Below are 20,311 nucleotides of genomic sequence, written 5' to 3'. Positions count from 1 at the left end.
TGCAGGCGGGACAGGGGGAAAACGGACTCATACGATAACGCATGAAAATACATACAACCATCTTTTTTTCCCGATCCAATTCTACAGTCAGGCTCTCAAGCGTTCACCTGGAAACTCTTTCACGGAGTATCCCTTTGCTTCCGCTATGGTTTTTTATCGTTTCCATACGCCAGTGCCGGGATCATCGCTTATCCGCTCTTTTCGAAGGGGCCTGACCCAAAATGCCAGCCCCCTCTTTAAAGCCTGAACGCCCTACAAAAGCCCCCGCTCCCCCAGGTTACCGTAGCGGTGATAATTGTGGCAGATGCTCTGTTCTTTCAGATATTGCAGAAGCTCTATGCGGCCTTCCATGAAAACCGGAGTCCGCGCCACATAGAATCCCGTTTCCGCAGCCTTTTCCAGCAGGGCAGACGGCACCCGCTCTTCCCCGGCATAGCGGATGCGGTCCACGCAACCCATGCGGGCCATGAGGGCCTTGTCCGTCTCCAGGCTGACACGCCCCTCTCCCAGAAGCTCCTTGCCCCAGTGGCCCGCCAGAAAATCCCACGCCCGGTTCCGGCAGGAAGGATCCATGCTGAGCTCAAAGGATGCGCCCGTAATCCGGCAGGCGGCAATGCGGGCCAGCACCTCAAAGAGGCTGTCTTTTTCATGGATACGGATCAGCACCCGGCCCACGGGCCTGTAGCGCACAAGGTTGTCCTGCCCCCTCAGGCGGAAAGCGTCTTTTTCCTTTGAAAATTCCTCCTGCCACCAAAAGAGATAGCTTTCCACGGCACGGGCAAAGCGCAGGATATCCTCCTGATCCTCCCCGAAAAGGCCCCATCTGGCCCTGGACTCCAGATCCTGGGCCAGACGGAGGACGGCATGATCCGAAGCCAGAGGCCCGGCAGCAGGCCAGCCCTTTTCCTCAAAGGTCATGAACTGGCTCACATAGTTAGGCCCCCCCGCCTTGATGCCGCAGCCCAAAGCCGATTTTCCCATGCCGCCAAAGGGCTGCCGCAGAACAATGGCACCGGTGCTGCCCCGGTTGATGTAGAGATTGCCCGCCCGAAGGGTCTCCTTCCAGCGCTTCTGCTCCCGCACATCCAGGCTTTCCAGGGCAGAGGTAAGGCCATAGCCCGTGGCGTTCACGATGGAAATGGCATGCTCCAGATTCTCCGCCCGCATGACGCAGAGAACGGGCCCGAAAAATTCCGTCATGTGGGAATAACTTCCCTCCTGCGTGCCGTATTTGATGCCGGGCGTCCAGAGATAGGGGTTGTCACCCACCTGTTTTGGCTGAAGAATCCATTCCTCCCCAGGCTCCAGGGTGGTCAGGGCACGGAGAAGATCTCCGGAAGGGGGCCGCACCAGAGGCCCCATTTTGGAACGAAAATCCCAGGGACTGCCCACATGCCAGCTTCTGGCCGCATCCACGAGCTGCTGGCGGAATTTTTCATCCTCGTACACATCCTTTTCGAGAATGAGCAGGGAGGTGGCGGAACACTTCTGCCCCGTATTGCTGAAAGCCGAATGGATGACATTGGAGATGGCCGCATCCCGATCGCTCATGGAAGAAACGATGGTGCCGTTCTTCCCGCCCGTTTCCGCACAGAGGAAAAGGCCGGGCCTGTCCTTTAAAATCCGCAGCCCCGTTTCCGTGCCCCCCGTCAGGATCACAAAATCCACATCCGGATGGGTGACAAGACCTGCGCCCACCTTTGATCCGGAACCGGGAAGAAACTGGAGGGTATTGCGGGAAATCCCCGCCTTCCAGAAGGCCTGACAGAGTATCCATGCAGAAAGCACGGCATCGCTGGCGGGTTTGAAAATCACCGTGTTGCCTGCGGCAAGGGAAGCCACAAGCCCGCCACAGGGAATGGCCACGGGAAAGTTCCAGGGAGAAACCACAACGCCGACCCCCTTGCCCCGCACCGCGACACCGGGCAGACGGGTGAAGGCTTCCGCAGACCAGGGATAATATTCGGCAAAATCAATGGCTTCACTGATCTCAGGATCGGCCTCGGAAAAGAGTTTTCCCGTGTTGGCGGCCGCAGCCCCCATGAGATCTCCCCTTAAGGCCCGGAGTTCGGCGGCCACACGGGAGAGTTTTTCATGACGCTCCCCAAAGGAAAGGCTGCGCCAGCCGTCGGGATCCGCCTTCGCAATCCGCACGGCCTTTTCCACATCCTCCGTTGTGCCCAGGGCAAAAAGGGCGGCCACACGCCGACGGTCTCCCTGAGCGCTGGCCTGAGCGCTGGAAGGATCTTCCTGCTTTTCAAGGCTTCTGCCTTCAAGAATTTCCTCACCGCCAATGACAAGGGGAATGCGCAGCGCCTCTTTTCCTTCCCGCACCTCCCATTTTTCCCGAACGGCCTCGGCCCACCTGCGGTTGGCTTCCAGGGAAAAATCCGTATCCGCCTCGTTAACAAAACGCTTCTCGTGGAAAGTTCCCTTCGGAAGGCCTGCATCCTCGGTATTGCGGTTCTGGCTGCGGTGGGTGAGAACCGCAGGTGCTTCTTTTTCCCGGCAGGAGGCAAGGTACTGGCCTTCGAGGAATTTCCATTCCTCTGAGGCTGTGGAAAGCCTGCAGGCATAGCGCAGGAAGTTTTCCGGCCCCGTATTTTCATCCAGCCTGCGGATCAGGTAGGCAATGGCATTGATAAACTGTTCTTTTCCCGCCACAGGGGCGTAGTACAGCACTCCGCCCGTCATCTCCTGGATGGCCCGGCGTACATGGTCGGCCATGCCTTCAAGCATCTCAAACCCGATGAAGTCCGTTACCCCGTTGGCGCTGGCCCGCTCCCAGGCATAGGCCAGTTCAAAAAGGTTGTGGGAGGCGATGCCAAGCCGGACGGCCTGCATGTTTTCAGGCCTCATGCCGTAGTCCACCATGCGCTTGTAGTTGGCATCCACGGAAAGCTTGTTGTCATAGGGCGCAAGGGGCCAGTTGTGGAGAGCGGCATCCACCTGTTCCATTTCCATGTTGGCCCCTTTGACAATGCGGATCTTGATGGCCGCCCCACCTGCTTCCACCCGCTTTTTCGCCCAGTCCGTAAGCTGGTTCTGCATGGGCCAGGCATCGGGCAGATAGGCCTGAAGTACAATGCCCGCCTCCAGATGGAAAAAGGCCTCCTGCTCCAGGGTACGGCAGAAAGCCGCCGCCGTGATGGAAAGATCCCGGTATTCCTCCATATCGAGGTTCACGAACTTGGTGCTGCGCCGTCCGTCCGGATGACGGTAGAAGTGAGTGGCGGCGGTACGGTAAAGAAGGGAAAGCCTTTCCACCAGAACGGCCACGGTCTCCTCAAAGGCCAGGGAATTGATCTGGGAATAGATGGTGGAAATCTTGACGGAAATGTACTCAATATCCGGATCTTTTAAGTCTTCCACATAGGTCTTGAGCCGCTCCTGACATTCGGCCTCGCCCAGAACGGCCTCGCCCAGGTGGTTGATGTTCATGCGGACCCCTTCCGCCCTGCGCCGCGCCAGATGGCTGCGGAAGGCCCCGGCTTCTCCGGGCACAATGGCCCGCCCGCTCTGTTTGCGGATGGCATCCACCAGCTTCGGGACGGACACGCCCGGCACATGGCGGCCCGCCAGGGTGAAGAGCAGGGCCAGCATCTTTTCCGGAAGGCTGAAGAAACGGGGAATGCCGTCCGTATCGAGAATGCGCGCCACCTGATCCGCCACCCGGGCGCAGTCCGAAGACCGGAAACTCCGGTCAATGAGCTTGGTCAGAATGACCTTATCTTCCGGACGGTTCAGAAGGGCTGCCATCTGGTTCTGGATGCGCCGCTCTTCCGCCGTCAGGAGGCTGTTTGCGCGGTTTTGCCACCGTGCGGCCAGGGCTGCGGCCCGGTGAATGACCAGATCCCCTTGTTTTTTTTCCATATTTTTCTCCCGTACTTTGCATGGATCCGGCGGAGGGGGTTTCCTGCCCCCCTTCACCGGCCTCTTCAATATAAAGGTCATACCGCGCCAGATGGGCCTGCATGGCCTCACTGGCCCCTGTCTCGTTTCTTGAGGCCACGGCCTCCACCACCCGGCAGAGATCCTGATAATTGCCCTCCAGGGTGGCCTTGTCCCTGGGAACATAGCGGTCAAAATAGGGATGGATATTGGCATGGATGGTGGCCTGAATGGTGCGGTACACCGCATTGCCCGCCATCTCTCCAAGGCTTAGGTGCACCCGGTTGTCCGCAGCGATCACGGCCTCCCAGTCAAAGGGATCTTCCAGCGCTTCGGCCATATCCCGCAGAAACTCCCGCAAAAGGGCAAGATCCTCTTCGCAGACCCGTCTTGCCGCGAGGGCCGCGATACCGCCTTCCAGATCCTTTCTGAATTCCGCAAGCTCCCGTGCGGATACCCGGTGCCTGCGGAGAAGAAGCCCTAAGCCTTCGGTTACAGGCCCCGTGGCCACTTCCCGGACAAAGGCCCCGCCGCCCACACCAAGGCGGATTTCAATCAGCCCCTTTTGCTCCAGCACCCTCAGGGCTTCCCTCAGGGTTCCCCGGCTGACCTGGAAGGTTTCCTTCAGCTCCCGTTCCGGCGGCAGCTTGTCGCCCTGGCCCATGCGGCCTTCCAGAATGGCATCCTGAATCTGATCCACCACATCCTGAAACATCCTGTTCTGCTTGGCTTTTTCAAACATTGTTCCCTACCTGCATCCCCTTGCCCTTTTCCATGTCCGGAAAAGATGTAATGGTTAGACCTTTATACAGATCCTGGGTGACCCTCGTCAATCCCGGATTTTCAAAACAGCTCACCAGAGGTTCTTTTTCAATCGGATACCCCCCTTGCTTCATCTGTCCCTCCCATGTTTAAGGCGTGGGAAGGACGGGGTCAATGCTGTATGGGTAACATGCACGCGCATTCTCTCCTTTCAGGGGAAGGGCATGAAAGCAAAGGAACTCCTGAAACGGCATGGCTGAGTCAGGATAGAAATCAGATTTTTTTTTTCACAAGAGAACCGCATCATTCAAAGAAATCTTTCCCGAAACAAAAAAGAGCGCCGAAAGAACTTTGACAGTCCCCTCTCCCCATGTTAGAGAGCTTTTTCAGCACTGTTTTTCATCGCGATTTAAAAATGCGAAAGTTTTTTATCTCAAAACGACAGAAAAGAAAAATTAAATATAACATAATGAAAAAATTTATCATTCCCATCAGCCTTCTCCTCACTGGCCTTTTTCTGCTCCATTCCGGTCTCTCATCCAATGCGGACTCCAGCATCCTGAAAAACCAGAATCCCCCCCCTGCCAGTTCCGGGAATGAAGAAAAGCTTGAAGCCACAGACCCCGAATTCAGCGAGCATCTGGTAAGCCCTCTGCCCCCTCTGCCCGAAGAAGAAATCCATACCCATACAATCCGTCCCGGCGACACGGCAAGCCGTATCCTCAGTCCCTGGCTGACACCGGCCCAGATCCATGAACTGTCCCGTACCTGCAAGCCCGTCTTTGACCTCAGAAAACTGCGCACAGGACGGGATTACCAGGTCATCACCGAAAACGGCACCTTCTCCAGCTTCGAATACACCGTGGACGCTACCCGCGTTCTCCGTATTGATGCGGATGAAGAAGGATTTCAGGCAAATATCCATGCCATCCGCCATGATATTGAAATCGCCCATCTGCACGGCAGCATCCGCAGCAGCCTTTCCGAAGCCATGAAAACCCCGGAAGACATGGTTCTTGCTGTAAAACTGGGAAATATCTTTGGCTGGGAAATTGACTTTCTGCGGGATCTGCGCCAGGGAGACACCTTTTCCGTTCTGGTAGAAAAGCGTTTTCACCACGGTGCCTTTCAGGGATACGGCAATATTCTCGCCGCAGAATTCCATGTTCAGGGCAAATGCTTTGATGCCTACCGATTTGAAAACAGCGATGGCAGTGCCGATTATTACACGGCATCGGGCGAAAACCTGAACCGTATGTTCCTCAAAAGTCCCGTCGCCTTTGCACGCATCACATCGGGCTTTTCCCTGCGGCGCTACCATCCCGTCCTCAAAAAGTATCTGCCCCACTATGGTGTGGACTATGCCGCTCCCGTCGGCACCCCCATCTATGCCGCAGGGGATGGCACCCTGGTTCTTGCTGCCAAAAATGCCAGCTCTGGCCGGTATATCCGTATCCAGCATGGCAATGGCTATGAAACGGCTTACCTCCATATGTCCGGATTCGCACGGGGGATGCGGACCGGCAGAAAAGTCAAGCAGGGAGAGGTGATCGGCTATGTGGGCCAGTCCGGTTTTGCCACAGGCCCCCATGTCTGTTTCCGCATGCGAAAGGATGGTCAGCCCGTGGATCCCACCGGCATTGAAGCGCCCAAGGCCAACCCTCTGCATGAAGATCGCAGGCAGGAATTTGCCGCCCTTGTGGCCAGCCTCCAGCCCCGGCTGGATATCCGCTATGCGAAAACTTCCGGATCTCAAAAAGAAAAACCTGAAGAACGCAAAAAGGGTGCCCTCTGACACCAGAACGCCGTATCGCCCAGGCAACTGGCCTGACTGGCATCGGTATGACACCCCCTAAAACAAACGCCCCAAAAATCCTGTCAAATCCATCTATTCCATAAATATTATTGCGATTTCACGCCTGATACGGTACATATACTCGTTCCTTGCCGGTCTCTGCCTGCTCCGCAAAAGTACCTGTTCCCATACAGATCCTCAAAAAAAATATCCTGATATCTTTTAAAACGAATCCGTAAAGAAGGAAAAAACCATGCCTTCTGAAAACCCTCGCTCTCGGAATTCTCCGGATTCCCATCAGGAAAAATCCGAACTCCAGAATATGCTGAAAAAACTTAAAAAAAGTGAAAAAATCTACAGGGAGCTTTTTGAAAAAGCCCCCATCGGCATTTTCCGTACCAGCTCCAGCGGAAAGCTTCTCTTTGCCAATGCGTCCATGGCAAGCATTCTGGGGTTTCCATCGGTTCAGGAACTCATGACCCATTACCCCGCTCTCGCCTCCGAGCAGTATCTCCACAGTGAAGGACGACAGGCTTTTCTGCATCTTTTGCAGGAAAAACGGGCAGTGGAAAATTTTGAATACGAGACGAAGACCCTGGATGGAAGACCCCTCTGGCTGCGTATGAACGCCCGCATACTGGAGGATGAAACGGGCAACACCTTCTGCATTGAAGGCTTCACCACAGACATCACGGCCCAAAAAAAAACGGAAAAAGCCCTGTTCCATCAGTCCCGCCTGCAACAGCTTCTCATGGAAATCGCCTCCCGCTGCATCAATTTGCCCCTGGAAGAGATGGATACCGTTATCCAGCAATCCATGGAAGACATGGCCTGTTTCGTGGATGCGGACAGGGCCTATATCTTCACCTATGATTTCCAAAAACAGATCTGCACCAACACCCATGAATGGTGCAGGAAGGGCATCGCAGCCCAGATAGACCACCTCCAGGCGGTTCCCTTTTCCGCCATGGAAGACTGGATTGAGGCCCACACGGAAGGCAGAAGGGTGTATATCCCCGATGTCTCCACCCTGCCCTGCGGGGGTGTCCGGGATGTACTGGAACCCCAGAATATCCGGAGTCTGCTTACCGTTCCCATGATGCACAAGGCAGCGTGCCTCGGTTTTATCGGCTTTGACTCCGTCCGGTATCAGCACACCTATTCCGATACAGAGCAACAGCTTCTCACCCTGTTTGCCCAGATGCTGGTCAATGTCAGCCTGAGAAAGGAGGGGGAGGAAGCACAGCAGAAATTGCAGGCCCAGCTCATGCAGGCCCAGAAAATGGAATCCGTGGGACGTCTTGCGGGTGGGGTCGCCCACGACTTCAACAATATGCTCAGCGTCATCATCGGACATGCGGAGCTGGCCCTGGAAGACCTGGGAGCCGACCATCCCATCGCCATGGATCTCCAGCAGATTCATCAGGCTGCCCAGCGCTCCGCAGATCTGACCCGCCAGCTCCTCGCCTTTGCCCGCAAGCAGACCGCCATGCCCAGGATACTGGATCTCAATCAGACCATAGGCGGTATGCTCAAAATGCTTCAGAGACTGATCGGAGAGGACATCCTGCTGTCCTGGCTGCCGGGTGAGGCGCTCTGGCCCGTTATGCTGGATCCGGGGCAGATTGACCAGATCCTTGCCAATCTCTGCATCAATGCACGGGATGCCATTGAAGGCACAGGCGAAATCCGCATCCGGACACAAATGGGCTCCTACGGCACGGAGTACACCCGGGATCACAAGGGCTTCATTCCCGGTGACTATCTGGTCTTTTCCGTTGAAGATACGGGACATGGCATGGACGCGGAGGTGATGTCCCGGCTGTTTGAACCCTTTTTTACCACCAAGGCCCTGGGAAAAGGAACAGGACTGGGACTCGCGACGGTATATGGTATTGTCAAACAAAATGGCGGCTATATTCATGCAGAAAGCATAAGGGGCCAGGGATCCCGCTTCACCGTTTATCTGCCACGCCACCAGAGTCCCCTCCCGGAAGCTCCCCAGGATTCCCAGGAAACGGTCTCCGGAAAAGCCCATGAGACCATTCTTGTCGCAGAAGATGAACCTGCCATCCTGCAAATGGCAAAGAGAATGCTGGAAAACCTTGGGTATGGCGTGCTGGGTGCCTCTTCTCCGGAAGCCGCCCTGCACCTGGCACACACCCATGCCGGAAAACTGCATCTTCTCATAACGGATGTCATCATGCCCGGCATGAACGGAAAGGATCTTGCCCATGCCGTCACAGCCCTCCATCCGGATATCAAAAAACTGTTCACATCGGGCTATACGGCGGATGTCATTGACAGGCATGGCGTCCTGAACCCGGGTGTACACTTCATACAAAAACCCTTCAGCCGCAAGGCACTTTCCCAAAAAGTCCGGGAAGCACTGGATGCACCCTGAAAAAAAATCCGTCCATGCCCCATCTTCAAAAAAACATTCCGGCCAGCCATCAGGGATCGTCATATGAAAAAATTCCTTCAAAAAATCCTGCGGGTTCCTCCCATGATCCCGCTTCTCCTCATGATGACCGTTACCATTTTCGGGACAGGAATTGTCTATCATTATAAAACCCTGGATACCATCCACGAGGTCATGGCCCAGCTTTCCGCAGAAACCAGTCTCCGGATCACCGATCACCTCAAAAACTTTCTCTTTCTTCCCAAACTGGTCAATGAAATCAATGCCGATGCCCTGAGCCGGGGCCTGCTTCCCGTTCTGGATCAGGAAAGCCTGGAAAAACATTTTTTCAGACAGCTCCCCCTTTTTCCGGAACTCAGCAGTATCTATTTCGGCAACACCCGGGGCGGGCTTGCCCACAGCGGCCGGGAACATACCAGTCCAGCCACCTATTTTATCGCCACAGATCAGTTCGAAGCGGGCTTTTTCACAAGGTTCATGGCAACGGAAGACGCCCGGAGGGGAGAGGTACAGCTGCGCCTTCCGGGATTTGACAGCCGCAAACGGCCCTGGTACAGCAAGGCCATCCTCGAAAACAAAACCGTATGGAGCGCTATCTACCTGCTCTTCAGCACGGATAAAATGGCCATTTCTGCCAGCAGGCCCGTATGGACCCCGGAAAAGGAGCTTCTGGGTGTCGTCTCCGTGGATGTTTTTCTGGGCCACATCGAAAAATTCTTAAAAAGTATGCCCATCGCGAAAAGCGGCACCGCCTTTATCATGGAAAAATCCGGCTTTCTCGTTGCCTCTTCCTGCCCCATGGATGAAAAAACCCTGATGGATGAACGGGGAAACCCCAGAAGAATCCTGGCAAGCGAAAGCCTCTCCAAAAGAACCCGGCAAGCCAGCCTTGCCCTCCTTGGCCAGACGGGAGAGCTTGAAAAACTGGAGGGTATCAGGACACTCCGCTTCCGTACGGAAGAAGAAAACCTGATCCTGCACGCCTCTTCCCTTCAGGATGACGGCGGCATTGACTGGGTGATCTGTGTACTCATTCCGGAAGCAGACTTTACGGATGAAATTCTCAAAGCCCAGCGCAACACCTTTTTCATCATCGCCACAGCCCTGCTCCTCTCCCTTGTGGCAAGCCGGCTCATCCGTGGAAGAGAAAGTAATTTCCGAAGTTTCTTCGACAGTTTCACCGATCCCGTGGCCGTCACACGACCCCGTGGCCGTATTCTCTTTACCAACAGGGCCTTGCAGAAAAACCTTGGCTACAGCCCCAAAGAATGTCACGGCATGTCCATTGTGGATCTCTATGAAAAAGAAAAACAAAAAGAAGTCATCCACCATCTGGAGGCCACCCTGGAAGGCAGGGAAGACTGCTGCCGTCTGCCCCTCGTTCAAAAAAATGGAGGCCTTATTCCCACGGAAACACGTCTCTTTCGGGGAGAATGGAACGGGAGGGAATGTGTTTTCGGCATTGGCAAGGATATCCGTACGGAAGTGGAGGCCCAGCAGCGTTTTGAGGGCATCTTCCGCAACAATCCGGCCCTCATGACCCTCTCTTCCCTTCCGGACTACCGTCTGCGGGATATCAACGAAACCTTCCTGGAAAACCTCGGCTACAGCCGAGAGGAAATTCTTGGAAAAACGCCTGAGGAAATAGGACTTTTCCGGGAAAAAAACCAGCTGAACAGGCTTGTGAAAATCTTTTTAAAAGAAAACAGAATCCGCAATATGGAAATCCAGCTGCAAACCCGGGATGGACTGATACGTCATGGCATCTATTCCGGAGAAATCATCCAGAGCCACAATGAAAACTACCTGCTCAGCGTCATGGTGGATATCACCGAGCGCAAGGAAACGGAAACCGCCCTGCACCATTCCAGGGAAGCCCTCAAGGAAACCAACAGGGCGCTGGAAGAATCCATAGACCGGGCACAGGAAATGGCGCTTCAGGCAGAAAAGGCCAACAGGGCCAAAAGTGAGTTCCTGGCCCACATGAGCCACGAAATCCGCACCCCCATGAACGGGGTCATGGGCATGACGGATCTGCTTCTGAAAACAGACCTGAAGGAAAAACAGCGCCATTATGCGGAAACCATCCACAGCAGTGCAGAAGCCCTGCTTGACATCATCAATGATATTCTCGATCTCTCCAGGGTGGAAACGGGAAAACTGACGCTGGAAAATCTGAACTTCAACCTGGATCAGCTTCTGGACACCCTTACCCGGGTGATGTCCATACAGGCCCAGACCAAGGGGCTGGACTTCGCCTGCATACGCCATCCTTCGGTACCTGTTTTCCTCAAGGGAGACCCCGGACGGCTGCGTCAGATTCTCACCAACCTGACGGGCAATGCCATCAAATTCACTCCCAGGGGCCGGATTGACATCAGCGTCACCCTGGTTTCCCAGGAGAAAACACAGGCTCTGCTGCTCTTTTCGGTGCAGGATACGGGAATTGGTATTCCTGAAGACAAACGCGATCTCATCTTCGACAGCTTCACCCAGGCCGATGTCTCCACCACAAGGCAATACGGCGGCACGGGTCTCGGGCTGGCCATAGCCAGACAGCTCACCCTGCTCATGGGCGGAGAGATCGGAGTCAGCAGTCAGGAAGGCCATGGCTCGGAGTTCTGGTTCACGGCCACATTTGAAAAGCAGAACCGGACGACCACGTCAGCCCCTTCCCCTCCTCCCAGGGAAGGCAGCAGGGAAGAGATGGCTGCCCAGGCGGGTGCCCGTATCCTTCTTGCGGAAGACAATGCCATCAACCAGCTGGTTGCCGTGGAGTTTCTTCAGTCTGTGGGACTGGAAGCCCATGCGGTATCCAATGGTCTGGAAGCCCTGACCGCCCTGCAAAATACGGACTATGACCTTGTACTCATGGATGTGCAGATGCCCCTTATGGACGGACTGGAAGCCACAAAAAGACTTCGTGATCCGGCCTCCGGTGTGCGCAACCCAAGGATTCCCGTTATCGCCATGACGGGATACGCCATGGAGGAGGACAGAAAAAAATGCCTTGATGCCGGTATGAATGCCTATGTGACCAAACCCCTTGATCCCGGAGCACTCTGTGCGGCACTGCTGCAATGGTTGCCGTCTGCGGAGAAAAACTGTGAATGAAAATGCCTGAGCATCCGTACGGCATCCACACCGCTGTCCCTTCGTCAAAAAATCAGACGCTGCCTCCCCTGCCCTGATGCAGGGAATATGTCCGTGCCGTTTCCCAGAAAGCCCTGGTCACAGCGTTGCCAAGGCTTTTTTTGTTGATGCAGATACCGATGACATAGGGCTTCAGGGGCGGACTCACGTCCATGGTGGTGATGGTGTGGATGACCGGGCTTTTTTCCAGCACCATCTCCGGCACAAGACCGATACCGCAGCCCAGATGCACCATGGCAATGATGGCCTCGTTCCCCGTCACCTGGGCATAGATTTTCGGCTGAATCCGCATTTCCTTACGCCAGCGGTCAAAACGCATCCTGGCGATCCCCTGCTTGGGCAGAATCAGCGGGGTTTCCTGCCAGTCGATGTCCGGAAGGGCGCAGGCCTCATTTTTGATGGAACGAATCCAGACCAGAGGCGTCTTCGCCACCTGCATGGCATCCATATGATCCGGCATCTGCTCCGGAATGGCGGCAATGACGATATCCGTATCCCCTTTCTGAAGCTGTTCCAGAGCACTTTCCGCATCTCCGGTACGCAGTTTGATATGCACCTGGGGATAGGCCCTCCGGAAACCGTCCAGAATTTCAGGCAAAATACCATAGGCTGCGGTGACGGAGCAATAAATGGCCAGCTCTCCGGAAATCAGCCCTTTTTCAAGGGAGAGGGCCTGCCTGCTCTCCTTCCAGATTTTCAGCATCTGCTCGGCGTAGGAGCGAAACACAAGCCCCGAAGGGGTCAGGGAAACACTGCGGTTGCTGCGCTCAAAAAGGGGCTCTCCCACCTGATTTTCCATGCGCTGAATGGCACGGGAAAGTGCCGATGGGCTGATATTGCTCTGGACGCTGGCCTTCTGGAAGTGCCGTGTCCGGGCAAGGGTCAGAAAAAGCTCCAGTTCCTCGATGTGCATATTTCCCTCATCCTCCGGCCAGTTGTTGCGTAAAATGCAATTTATACTTTCCCTTAATTCACTTTACGCAATGTGGCAAATGGAATACAGTGCCCTGCATATTGGATGCAGACCTTTGAATACAATCCCCTATCCCAAGCAGGAGCCAGACAATGAATTATTTTTCTTCCCTGACTTTCCGTGAAAAAATCAAACAGCTTGGCCAGTGCCGCTTCATGGCCCCCTCCGAGTTCAATGGCGTTGAAAAGCTCAAAGGTAAAAAGATCGTCATCGTGGGCTGCGGCGCCCAGGGCTTTCACCAGGGCCTCAACTTGAGAGACAGCGGTCTTGATGTCACCTACGCCCTTCGGGATGAGGAAATCTCCCAGAAGCTGCTTCCCTGGAAACTGGCCTCGGAAAACAACTTCGCCTACGGCACCTATGAGGAAACCATCCCCAAGGGCGACCTTGTCCTGAACCTCACCCCGGACAAATACCACACCCCCGTGGTGTCACGGGTCATGCCCCTCATGAAAAAAGGCGCCTGTCTTTCCTACTCCCACGGCTTCAACATCGTGGAAGAAGGCATGAAAATCCGTGAAGACCTCACCGTCATCATGGTGGCTCCCAAGTCTCCCGGCTCCGAGGTGCGGGCCGAGTATGTCCGTGGCTTTGGCGTGCCCACCCTCATTGCCGTGCATACGGAAAACGATCCCAACGGAGACGGCCTTGAAATCGCCAAAGCCTACTGCGCCGGTACGGGCGGTGACCGCGCAGGCGTGCTGCACTCCTCCTTCATCGCGGAAGTGAAGTCCGACCTCATGGGCGAGCAGACCATCCTCTGCGGCATGCTCCAGACCGGCTCCCTCCTCTGCTTTGACAAGATGGTGGAAAAAGGCATCGACAAGGCCTATGCGGCCAAGCTGGTTCAGAAGGGCTGGGAGGTCACCACCGAAGCCCTGAAGCACGGCGGCATCACCAACATGATGGATCGCCTCACCAACCCCGCCAAGGTGAAGGCCTTTGAACTGGCCGAAGAACTGAAGACCCTCATGCGTCCTTTGTACGAAAAGCACATGGATGACATCCTGGAAGGCGTTTTCTCCGAAACCATGATGAAGGACTGGGCGGACAACGACAAAAATCTTCTCACATGGCGTGCGGAAACCGGAGAAACAGCCTTTGAGAAGTGCCCCATCCAGGAAGCCCCCATTCCCGAGCAGGAATACTTCGATAACGGCATCCTCATGATCGCCATGGTCAAGGCCGGTGTGGAGCTGGCCTTTGAAATCATGACCGAAGCCGGTATGCAGCCCGAATCCGCCTACTACGAATCCCTGCATGAAACCCCCCTCATCGCCAACACCATCGCCCGCAACAAGCTCTATGAGATGAACGTGGTGATTTCCGACACGGCGGAATACGGCAACTACCTTTTCACCCAGGCCTGTGTTCCCCTGCTCAAAGACTTCATGGCAAAAATTGACACGGACGTGATCGGCAAGGGCATGACCTTCACCAGCAACGGCGTGGACAACAAAAAACTCATTGCCATCAATGAGGCCATCCGCAACCATCCCGTGGAAAAAATTGGCCAGACCCTGCGTCACTACATGACCAGCATGAAAGCCATCTAAAAGTCTTCCCGAAAAAGCAGGGGTATCCGCTGATAAAAAAAATCCCGCTGTGAGCCATTCAGGTCACAGCGGGATTTTTTTCAAAACGCACTCTGACTTCACCACTTTGCTTCAGCCATCGTTCCCATACTCCAGCGTGGGAAGGATGGAGTCAATGCGGCATGGACAAAATCTGCGAGTGCATGGGGATAAGTCAGGGGAGAAATCAGATTTCTTATTTACCGGTTCAGTTTTTTTCCGGATAACGTCGTCTGTACGTGCTTTCCGCCTCGAAATTTCCCATAAGAATCAGTTCTGTATCCTTTTCTATATGTTTAAACGGATCCGGACTGATCTCCATCTCCCCGCCCGTGACCATGGCAATGACATTGCACCCCGTATCCTTTCGTATACCGCTTTCCATCAGGCTTTTTCCCCAAAGGCTTTTATGACTGTGAATACGGAAGATATTCAGACCTTCGGTGAGCATCAGCACCTTGCCGGGGCTTAAAAGGTTGAAAAGGGTGTTGCCCGCCAGGGCAGCATAGGACATGACCAGATCCGCACCTGCGGTATGGAGAATACTGATGTTGCGATCCAGGGTAGCCCGACTGATGATCTGAATATCCGGCCTCAGTTTTCGGCAGTAGAGGGTAAGGTAAATATTCATGTCATCGGAGTGGGTGGTGATGAAAACGGAAGGGGCACGCTGGATACCCGCATCCAGCAGTACATCAAGATCCGCCGCACTGCCCAGAACCATGTGGGGGGTCCGGGAAGCCATCTTGGGGTTTTTCTCCACAATACGATAAGCAACCCCCCGTGATTCCAGAATATTCGCAGCCGCCTGCCCTACCCGGCCTCCACCCAGAATCAGCACAGGATCCGAAGGGGCTTCCAGTTTTCCCACAAAACGTTCATACACAAGAACCTGTTCCATGGAACCCACCAGAACCAGAACGGTTTCCGATTGAATCCGGCTTTCCGGCCTGGGCAGGGCAAAAACCCCCCTTTCCCAAAGTCCCACCACCGTCATGCCCGTAGCCTGACGCAGGCCAGATTCCAGCAGAGTTTTTCCCACAAGGGGCGTACGCATGGCAGGGGCTTCCACAATCACCAGTTTCTCAAAACGGCCAATGACGGCGGATTGCAATCCTGCCCCCACAATGCGGCGTGCCAGAAAGCCCCCCAGCATCTTCCGGAACTGGAATACATGGCTGGCCCCGGCAAGACGGAGAATATCCACAGAATCATCATTTTCCGCAGTCACCACAATGGGGATGTCCCTGGAAAGCTCCCGGAGTGTAAAGGCGATGTTGGTATTTTTCATGTCATCGGTAAGTGCCAGCACCATGACAGCGTTTTCAATACGGAGACGGCGGTAGGTATCCGGATCGTCCAGCTCGCCTGCAAGTGCCTTGTAGCCCTGATCCCGCAAGGCAAGAGCCTCCGGTACTTCCGGCACCAGGAGAACATAGTCCCGTCCATATTTGGCAAGCCTTGCGATAAGGCTGGTCGCCACAGGGTCAAAGCCTGCAATAATCACATGGTCTTTCACATCCTCCGGCAGACTCTGACGGGCACGGGACTGGGTTTCCGCCTCCAGCCAGGGGGCATAGAAAAACTGGATGAAGGTAAAGGGCAGCATAACCAGAAGAAAAACAATACCGGAAAGCAGCACCACAATGGAAAAAATCCGGCCCAGATCGCTCTGAAAGGTAATGTCGCCAAACCCAAGGGTGGACATGACCGTGAGCGTCCAGTACACGCCTGTGGCCCAGGAGTGCTCCTGGCCTTCCATCAGCATAAAGGCATGGAACAGAATACTGTACAGGGCGATAATGACAAGCAGCAGCAAAATGAAACGAGAAAGAAGACGGATATTGCGCCGTGCCCTGCGATCCTGCATGAGAAACATGAGCTGGGAAGAAATGAATTTCACAAGCGGCTTCTCCCTGGAAATTTATGGGTGTGCTGCTTCCGTCACTTCCTTTCAGCGTCCGGTCTTCAACCTTTCCCAGTAGCGCTGGTAAATCAGAATGGCATCGCCCACATCATTCTGAAACTCACCATTCTGAACCAGCTCCGCATCCGGATACACCGTGGGATTGGAAGCCACCTCAGGAAGAAGCAGGGCTTTTGCCGCCCTGTTGGGAGTGGCATAACCGATTTCTTCGGTAATCATCTTTGCAATTTCCGGTCTCAGAATAAAATCGATGAACCGGTGGGCACCTTCCGGGTTGGCGGCCCCCTTGGGAATGGCCATGGAGTCCACCCAGAAAACAGCCCCTTCTTTGGGATAGACATAGCGGATATCCGGGTTCTCCTCCGCTGCCATATAGGCCTCACCATTCCAGATGGCCCCGATCACCGCCTCACCACTGAGCAGCACCTGCTTCTGATTTTCTGCGGCAAAAAGCCGGAGGTTGGGCATCAGCTCCCGGAGTTTTTCATAGGCGGCAGCAATTTCCGTTTCCTGGATGCTGTTGCCCGAATACCCCAGAACATGCAGGGCCAGACCAAACACCTCGCGCATGTCGTTGGTGAGCATGACCTGTCCCTTGTACTCGGGTTTCCAGAAATCGGCAAAGGCCGTTACCTTTGTGGCATCCACCATACCTGCATGGACACCAATGGCCGTGGATCCCCAGAGATAGGGAATGGAATACCGGTTTTCCGGATCATAGGATTTGTTGAGAAGGGAGGCGTCAAGCTTGTCCATCCCCGGCAGAAGGCTTTTGTCCAGAGGCAGCAGCAGCCCTTCTTTTCGCATCTTGTCCACATAATAGGTGGAGGGAAAAATCAGGTCATAGCCTTTGCCATCCAGGAGTTTCACCCGGGCATACATGGCTTCATTGGCGTCAAAGGTGGTGTAAACCACCTTGATACCCGTCTCCTTTTCAAACAGAGCAATCACCGCTTCGGGCATATACTCCGACCAGTTGTACACAAAAAGGCTCTCTTTTGCCTGGGCAGAACCCGCCAGCAGACACAGCCCGGCAACCAGGGCCACCAATCCTTTTCTCATTCTTTTTTCTCCTTGATCATCCATTGGGAAACCAGCACGGAAACCAGCGTGATGGCAAACATCAGGGTGGAAAGGGCATTCACTTCCGGTTTCACCCCAAGACGTACCATGGAATAAATACGCAGCGGCAGAATTTCATAGGCAGGGCCTGTCACAAAAAAACTTACAATCACATCATCCACGGAAAGGGTGAAGGACAAAAGCCAGCCGGAAAGTACCGCAGGCATGATCATGGGCAGAATCACCCGCCGGAAAGTCTGGAATTCGTCAGCTCCCAGATCTTTGGCCGCCTCAATGACATTGCGGTCAAACCCGGAAATCCTTGCATAGACCGTCACGACCACAAAGGGCAGACAGAAGGTGACATGGGCGATGACCAGGGTGACAAAGCCCACGGGCAGCCCCAGGAGAATAAAAAGGATGAGAAGGGAAATCCCCATCACAATATCAGGGCTCATCATGACAATATACACCAGGGTATAAAGCACCTTGCGCCCCACAAAACGGTAGCGGTAAAAGGCCAGGGCCGCAAGGGTTCCGATGAGGGTGGCAATGCAGCTGGAGATCAGCGCCACCTCCACCGTATGAAAGGCCGCTTCCAGAAGCCTCGGATTGTTCACAAGGCTTTTATACCAGCCCAGGGTAAAACCCGTCCAGGCGCTGCCGTAGCGGGCTGCATTGAAGGAATAGACGATAAGAATCACAAGGGGCGTATACAAAAAGCCATACACCAGCCCCATATACAGGCTCCGGCCAAGGCGTTTTTCCCGTTTTGCCATGCACCCTCTCCCCTATCAGCGGATAATGCTTTCGTTGAAACGTTTCATGCTGCGCCAGTAGGCCAGCAGCAGCAGGGCCATGACCAGGGTGAGCACCACGCTGGCCGCCGCACCAAAGGGCCAGTTTCTTGCGGTGAGGAACTGATCCCGGATGAGGTTGCCCACCAGCATGCTGCGGGAACCGCCCAGAATGTCCGGGATATAAAAAAGCCCCATGGCGGGAAGAAAAACCAGAATGGAACCGGCAATGATGCCGGGAAGGGTCAGGGGCAGCACCACCCGCGTAAAACGCTGGAAACGGTTGGCTCCCAGATCCTCTGCGGCCTCCAGCAGTTTTGGATCCATTTTTTCAATGGCGGCATAGAGGGGCAGAATCATAAAGGGCAGAAGGTTGTAGACAAGCCCGAAAAGCACAGCCCCTTCGGTATAGAGCATGGTAAAGGGTCTTTCGATCAGGCCCAGATCCAGAAGCCAGGTATTAAGAAGACCATTGGCCCGCATCAGCATCATAAGGGAATAGGTACGCACCAGAGAGCTGGTCCAGAAGGGAATGATCACCAGAACCAGGAGAAAACGCCGCCATCTGCGGGGCGCGCGGGCAATGCCATAGCTGAAGGGATAGGCAGCCACAAGGCAGACCAGGGTCACGGTGAGGGAAATCCGGAAAGAGGCCAGAAAAATGCTTAAGAATACCGGATCGAAAAGGGTTTTGTACGCTTCCAGAGAAAGGTGGGAACTGACAAAATGGGCGGCATCCCGCTCCAGAAAGCTTGTGATCAGCACCAGGATGTTGGGCATGAACACAAAAATGCCCAGCCAGAAGCAGACCAGCAGGATCACGCCGTTTTTGAAAAGGCTTCTTTCATTCTGCATGGGAAAAAACCACCTCCCATCCTTCGATCCAGCTGACACAGACCTTCTCACCTTCGGCATAAAAAATGTGCTCGGCATCCTCATTGAAAAATTCTGTGACAAAGATCTGTTCTCCGGAATCCAGACGGATCACAAGATCCACAGTGGATCCTTTGTAGAGAAGTTCCTCCACCACGCCAGGCAGATAAGGCGGGGCACAGCCATCGGAAAGACGTTCAATCTTGAGGTCTTCAGGCCGCAGCAGAATCCGGACATCCGCGTTTTCCTCAAAGATTTTTTTCGTGCTCAGGGGAAAATCCATCTTCCCCATACGGCAGAGATACCCGCCCCCTTCCCGGGCCTTGACGATACGGCCTTCGAACACGTTGATCTGCCCCACAAACCGGGCCACAAACATGTTGACGGGTTCCTCGTAGATCTCCTGGGGCCGTCCCATCTGCTCAATCCGGCCACCGTTCATCACCACCACCCGATCGCTCATGAACAGGGCTTCTTCCTGATCGTGGGTCACAAAGATGAAGGTGATCCCCAGATGCCGCTGCAACCGTTTCAATTCTAGCTGCATGGTCTTTCTCAGCTGGTAATCCAGGGCGGAAAGGGGCTCATCCAGAAGCAGCACCAGAGGACGGTTGACAATGGCACGGGCCATGGCCACACGCTGCTGCTGCCCGCCGGAAAGCTGATGCACCCTGCGGTGGGCATATTCCGCAAGCTTGACCATGGAAAGGGCTTCCTGAACCCGCTCCTGAATCTCCTTTTTCGCTGTTTTTTTGAGCTTGAGGCTGAAAGCCACATTGTCGAACACGCTCATATGGGGAAAAAGGGCGTAGGACTGAAAGACCGTATTCACGTCCCTGCGGTTGGGCGGTACCTGATTCACGCAGCGTCCGGCCAGAATCACCTCCCCTTCCGAGGGCTGCTCAAACCCTGCCAGAAGACGGAGCACCGTGGTCTTGCCACAACCGGAAGGCCCCAGAAGGGTCAGAAACTCTCCGGGGTAAACATCCAGACTGAAATCCACCACTGCGGTTTCATCGTGAAAACGTTTGCTGACATTCTTAAGCTGAATCACCGGCTGTGTCATAGGGCATGGGGCCCTC

12 protein-coding genes are annotated in these 20,311 nt (G+C 54.7%); 4 read left to right on the top strand and 8 right to left on the bottom strand.

Annotated elements, in window-relative coordinates; genetic code table 11:
• Positions 1-252: 252 nt before the first annotated feature.
• Positions 253-3,828: a bifunctional proline dehydrogenase/L-glutamate gamma-semialdehyde dehydrogenase gene (locus BR04_RS02635; RefSeq protein ID WP_496354447.1), complete on the bottom strand. Its 3,576-nt coding sequence runs from the start codon at positions 3,826-3,828 to the stop codon at positions 253-255.
• On the bottom strand, positions 3,728-4,633 hold the full coding sequence (locus BR04_RS02630) for a FadR/GntR family transcriptional regulator (RefSeq protein ID WP_496354427.1): 906 nt from the start codon (positions 4,631-4,633) through the stop codon (positions 3,728-3,730). The genes BR04_RS02635 and BR04_RS02630 overlap by 101 nt, the downstream gene beginning before the upstream one ends.
• Positions 4,634-5,122: 489 nt before the next feature.
• Between BR04_RS02630 and BR04_RS02625 the strand changes: the two genes are divergently transcribed.
• The 3 genes from BR04_RS02625 (at position 5,123) to BR04_RS02615 (ending at position 11,984) form a co-directional block, all read left to right on the top strand.
• The gene (locus BR04_RS02625; RefSeq protein WP_496354426.1) at positions 5,123-6,448 is read left to right on the top strand and encodes a M23 family metallopeptidase; all 1,326 of its coding nucleotides are present in this window, start codon (positions 5,123-5,125) and stop codon (positions 6,446-6,448) included.
• Between the two features lie 253 nt (positions 6,449-6,701).
• Positions 6,702-8,852: an ATP-binding protein gene (locus BR04_RS02620; RefSeq protein ID WP_496354425.1), complete on the top strand. Its 2,151-nt coding sequence runs from the start codon at positions 6,702-6,704 to the stop codon at positions 8,850-8,852.
• 63 nt (positions 8,853-8,915) lie between these two features.
• Positions 8,916-11,984 carry a PAS domain S-box protein gene (locus BR04_RS02615; protein WP_496354424.1) on the top strand — a complete coding sequence of 1,023 codons (3,069 nt, stop codon included), beginning with the start codon at positions 8,916-8,918 and terminating at the stop codon, positions 11,982-11,984.
• A gap of 52 nt (positions 11,985-12,036) precedes the next feature.
• Here the strand turns inward: BR04_RS02615 and ilvY are convergent, their stop codons facing one another.
• A complete protein-coding gene (gene ilvY, locus BR04_RS02610; RefSeq protein ID WP_496354422.1) occupies positions 12,037-12,936 on the bottom strand; it encodes an HTH-type transcriptional activator IlvY in 900 nt (299 codons plus the stop codon).
• 152 nt (positions 12,937-13,088) lie between these two features.
• Between ilvY and ilvC the strand changes: the two genes are divergently transcribed.
• Positions 13,089-14,552 carry a ketol-acid reductoisomerase gene (ilvC, locus tag BR04_RS02605; RefSeq protein ID WP_496354421.1) on the top strand — a complete coding sequence of 488 codons (1,464 nt, stop codon included), beginning with the start codon at positions 13,089-13,091 and terminating at the stop codon, positions 14,550-14,552.
• Positions 14,553-14,778: 226 nt separating this feature from the next.
• Here ilvC and BR04_RS02600 read toward each other — a convergent pair whose 3' ends face one another.
• Genes BR04_RS02600 through potA form a run of 5 tightly spaced genes read right to left on the bottom strand, consistent with a single transcriptional unit; the run spans position 14,779 to position 20,295 of the window.
• Positions 14,779-16,473: a potassium channel family protein gene (locus tag BR04_RS02600; protein WP_496354420.1), complete on the bottom strand. Its 1,695-nt coding sequence runs from the start codon at positions 16,471-16,473 to the stop codon at positions 14,779-14,781.
• 51 nt (positions 16,474-16,524) lie between these two features.
• Entirely contained in the window at positions 16,525-17,559 is a 1,035-nt protein-coding gene (locus BR04_RS02595) for an extracellular solute-binding protein (protein ID WP_496354419.1), read from the bottom strand.
• Positions 17,556-18,338 (bottom strand): spermidine/putrescine ABC transporter permease PotC, encoded by a 783-nt coding sequence (gene potC, locus BR04_RS02590; RefSeq protein ID WP_496354418.1) that lies wholly within the window; start codon positions 18,336-18,338, stop codon positions 17,556-17,558. The genes BR04_RS02595 and potC overlap by 4 nt, the downstream gene beginning before the upstream one ends.
• 15 nt (positions 18,339-18,353) lie before the next feature.
• Positions 18,354-19,211, bottom strand: coding sequence for a spermidine/putrescine ABC transporter permease PotB (gene potB / locus BR04_RS02585; RefSeq protein WP_496354417.1), 858 nt, complete (start codon positions 19,209-19,211; stop codon positions 18,354-18,356).
• On the bottom strand, positions 19,201-20,295 hold the full coding sequence (gene potA, locus BR04_RS02580) for a spermidine/putrescine ABC transporter ATP-binding protein PotA (RefSeq protein ID WP_496354416.1): 1,095 nt from the start codon (positions 20,293-20,295) through the stop codon (positions 19,201-19,203). The genes potB and potA overlap by 11 nt, the downstream gene beginning before the upstream one ends.
• Positions 20,296-20,311: the final 16 nt, after the last annotated feature.

The sequence above is a fragment of the Desulfobotulus sapovorans DSM 2055 genome (assembly GCF_059569355.1).
This window is presented reverse-complemented; position numbering and strand designations above follow the sequence as displayed.

Coding starts and splice junctions, on each gene's coding strand:
- BR04_RS02630 (WP_496354427.1), bottom strand. CDS start 4,633: ATGTTTGAAAAAGCCAAGCAGAACAGGATGTTTCAGGATGTGGTGGAT.
- BR04_RS02625 (WP_496354426.1), top strand. CDS start 5,123: ATGAAAAAATTTATCATTCCCATCAGCCTTCTCCTCACTGGCCTTTTT.
- BR04_RS02620 (WP_496354425.1), top strand. CDS start 6,702: ATGCCTTCTGAAAACCCTCGCTCTCGGAATTCTCCGGATTCCCATCAG.
- BR04_RS02615 (WP_496354424.1), top strand. CDS start 8,916: ATGAAAAAATTCCTTCAAAAAATCCTGCGGGTTCCTCCCATGATCCCG.
- ilvY (WP_496354422.1), bottom strand. CDS start 12,936: ATGCACATCGAGGAACTGGAGCTTTTTCTGACCCTTGCCCGGACACGG.
- ilvC (WP_496354421.1), top strand. CDS start 13,089: ATGAATTATTTTTCTTCCCTGACTTTCCGTGAAAAAATCAAACAGCTT.
- BR04_RS02595 (WP_496354419.1), bottom strand. CDS start 17,559: ATGAGAAAAGGATTGGTGGCCCTGGTTGCCGGGCTGTGTCTGCTGGCG.
- potC (WP_496354418.1), bottom strand. CDS start 18,338: ATGGCAAAACGGGAAAAACGCCTTGGCCGGAGCCTGTATATGGGGCTG.
- potB (WP_496354417.1), bottom strand. CDS start 19,211: ATGCAGAATGAAAGAAGCCTTTTCAAAAACGGCGTGATCCTGCTGGTC.
- potA (WP_496354416.1), bottom strand. CDS start 20,295: ATGACACAGCCGGTGATTCAGCTTAAGAATGTCAGCAAACGTTTTCAC.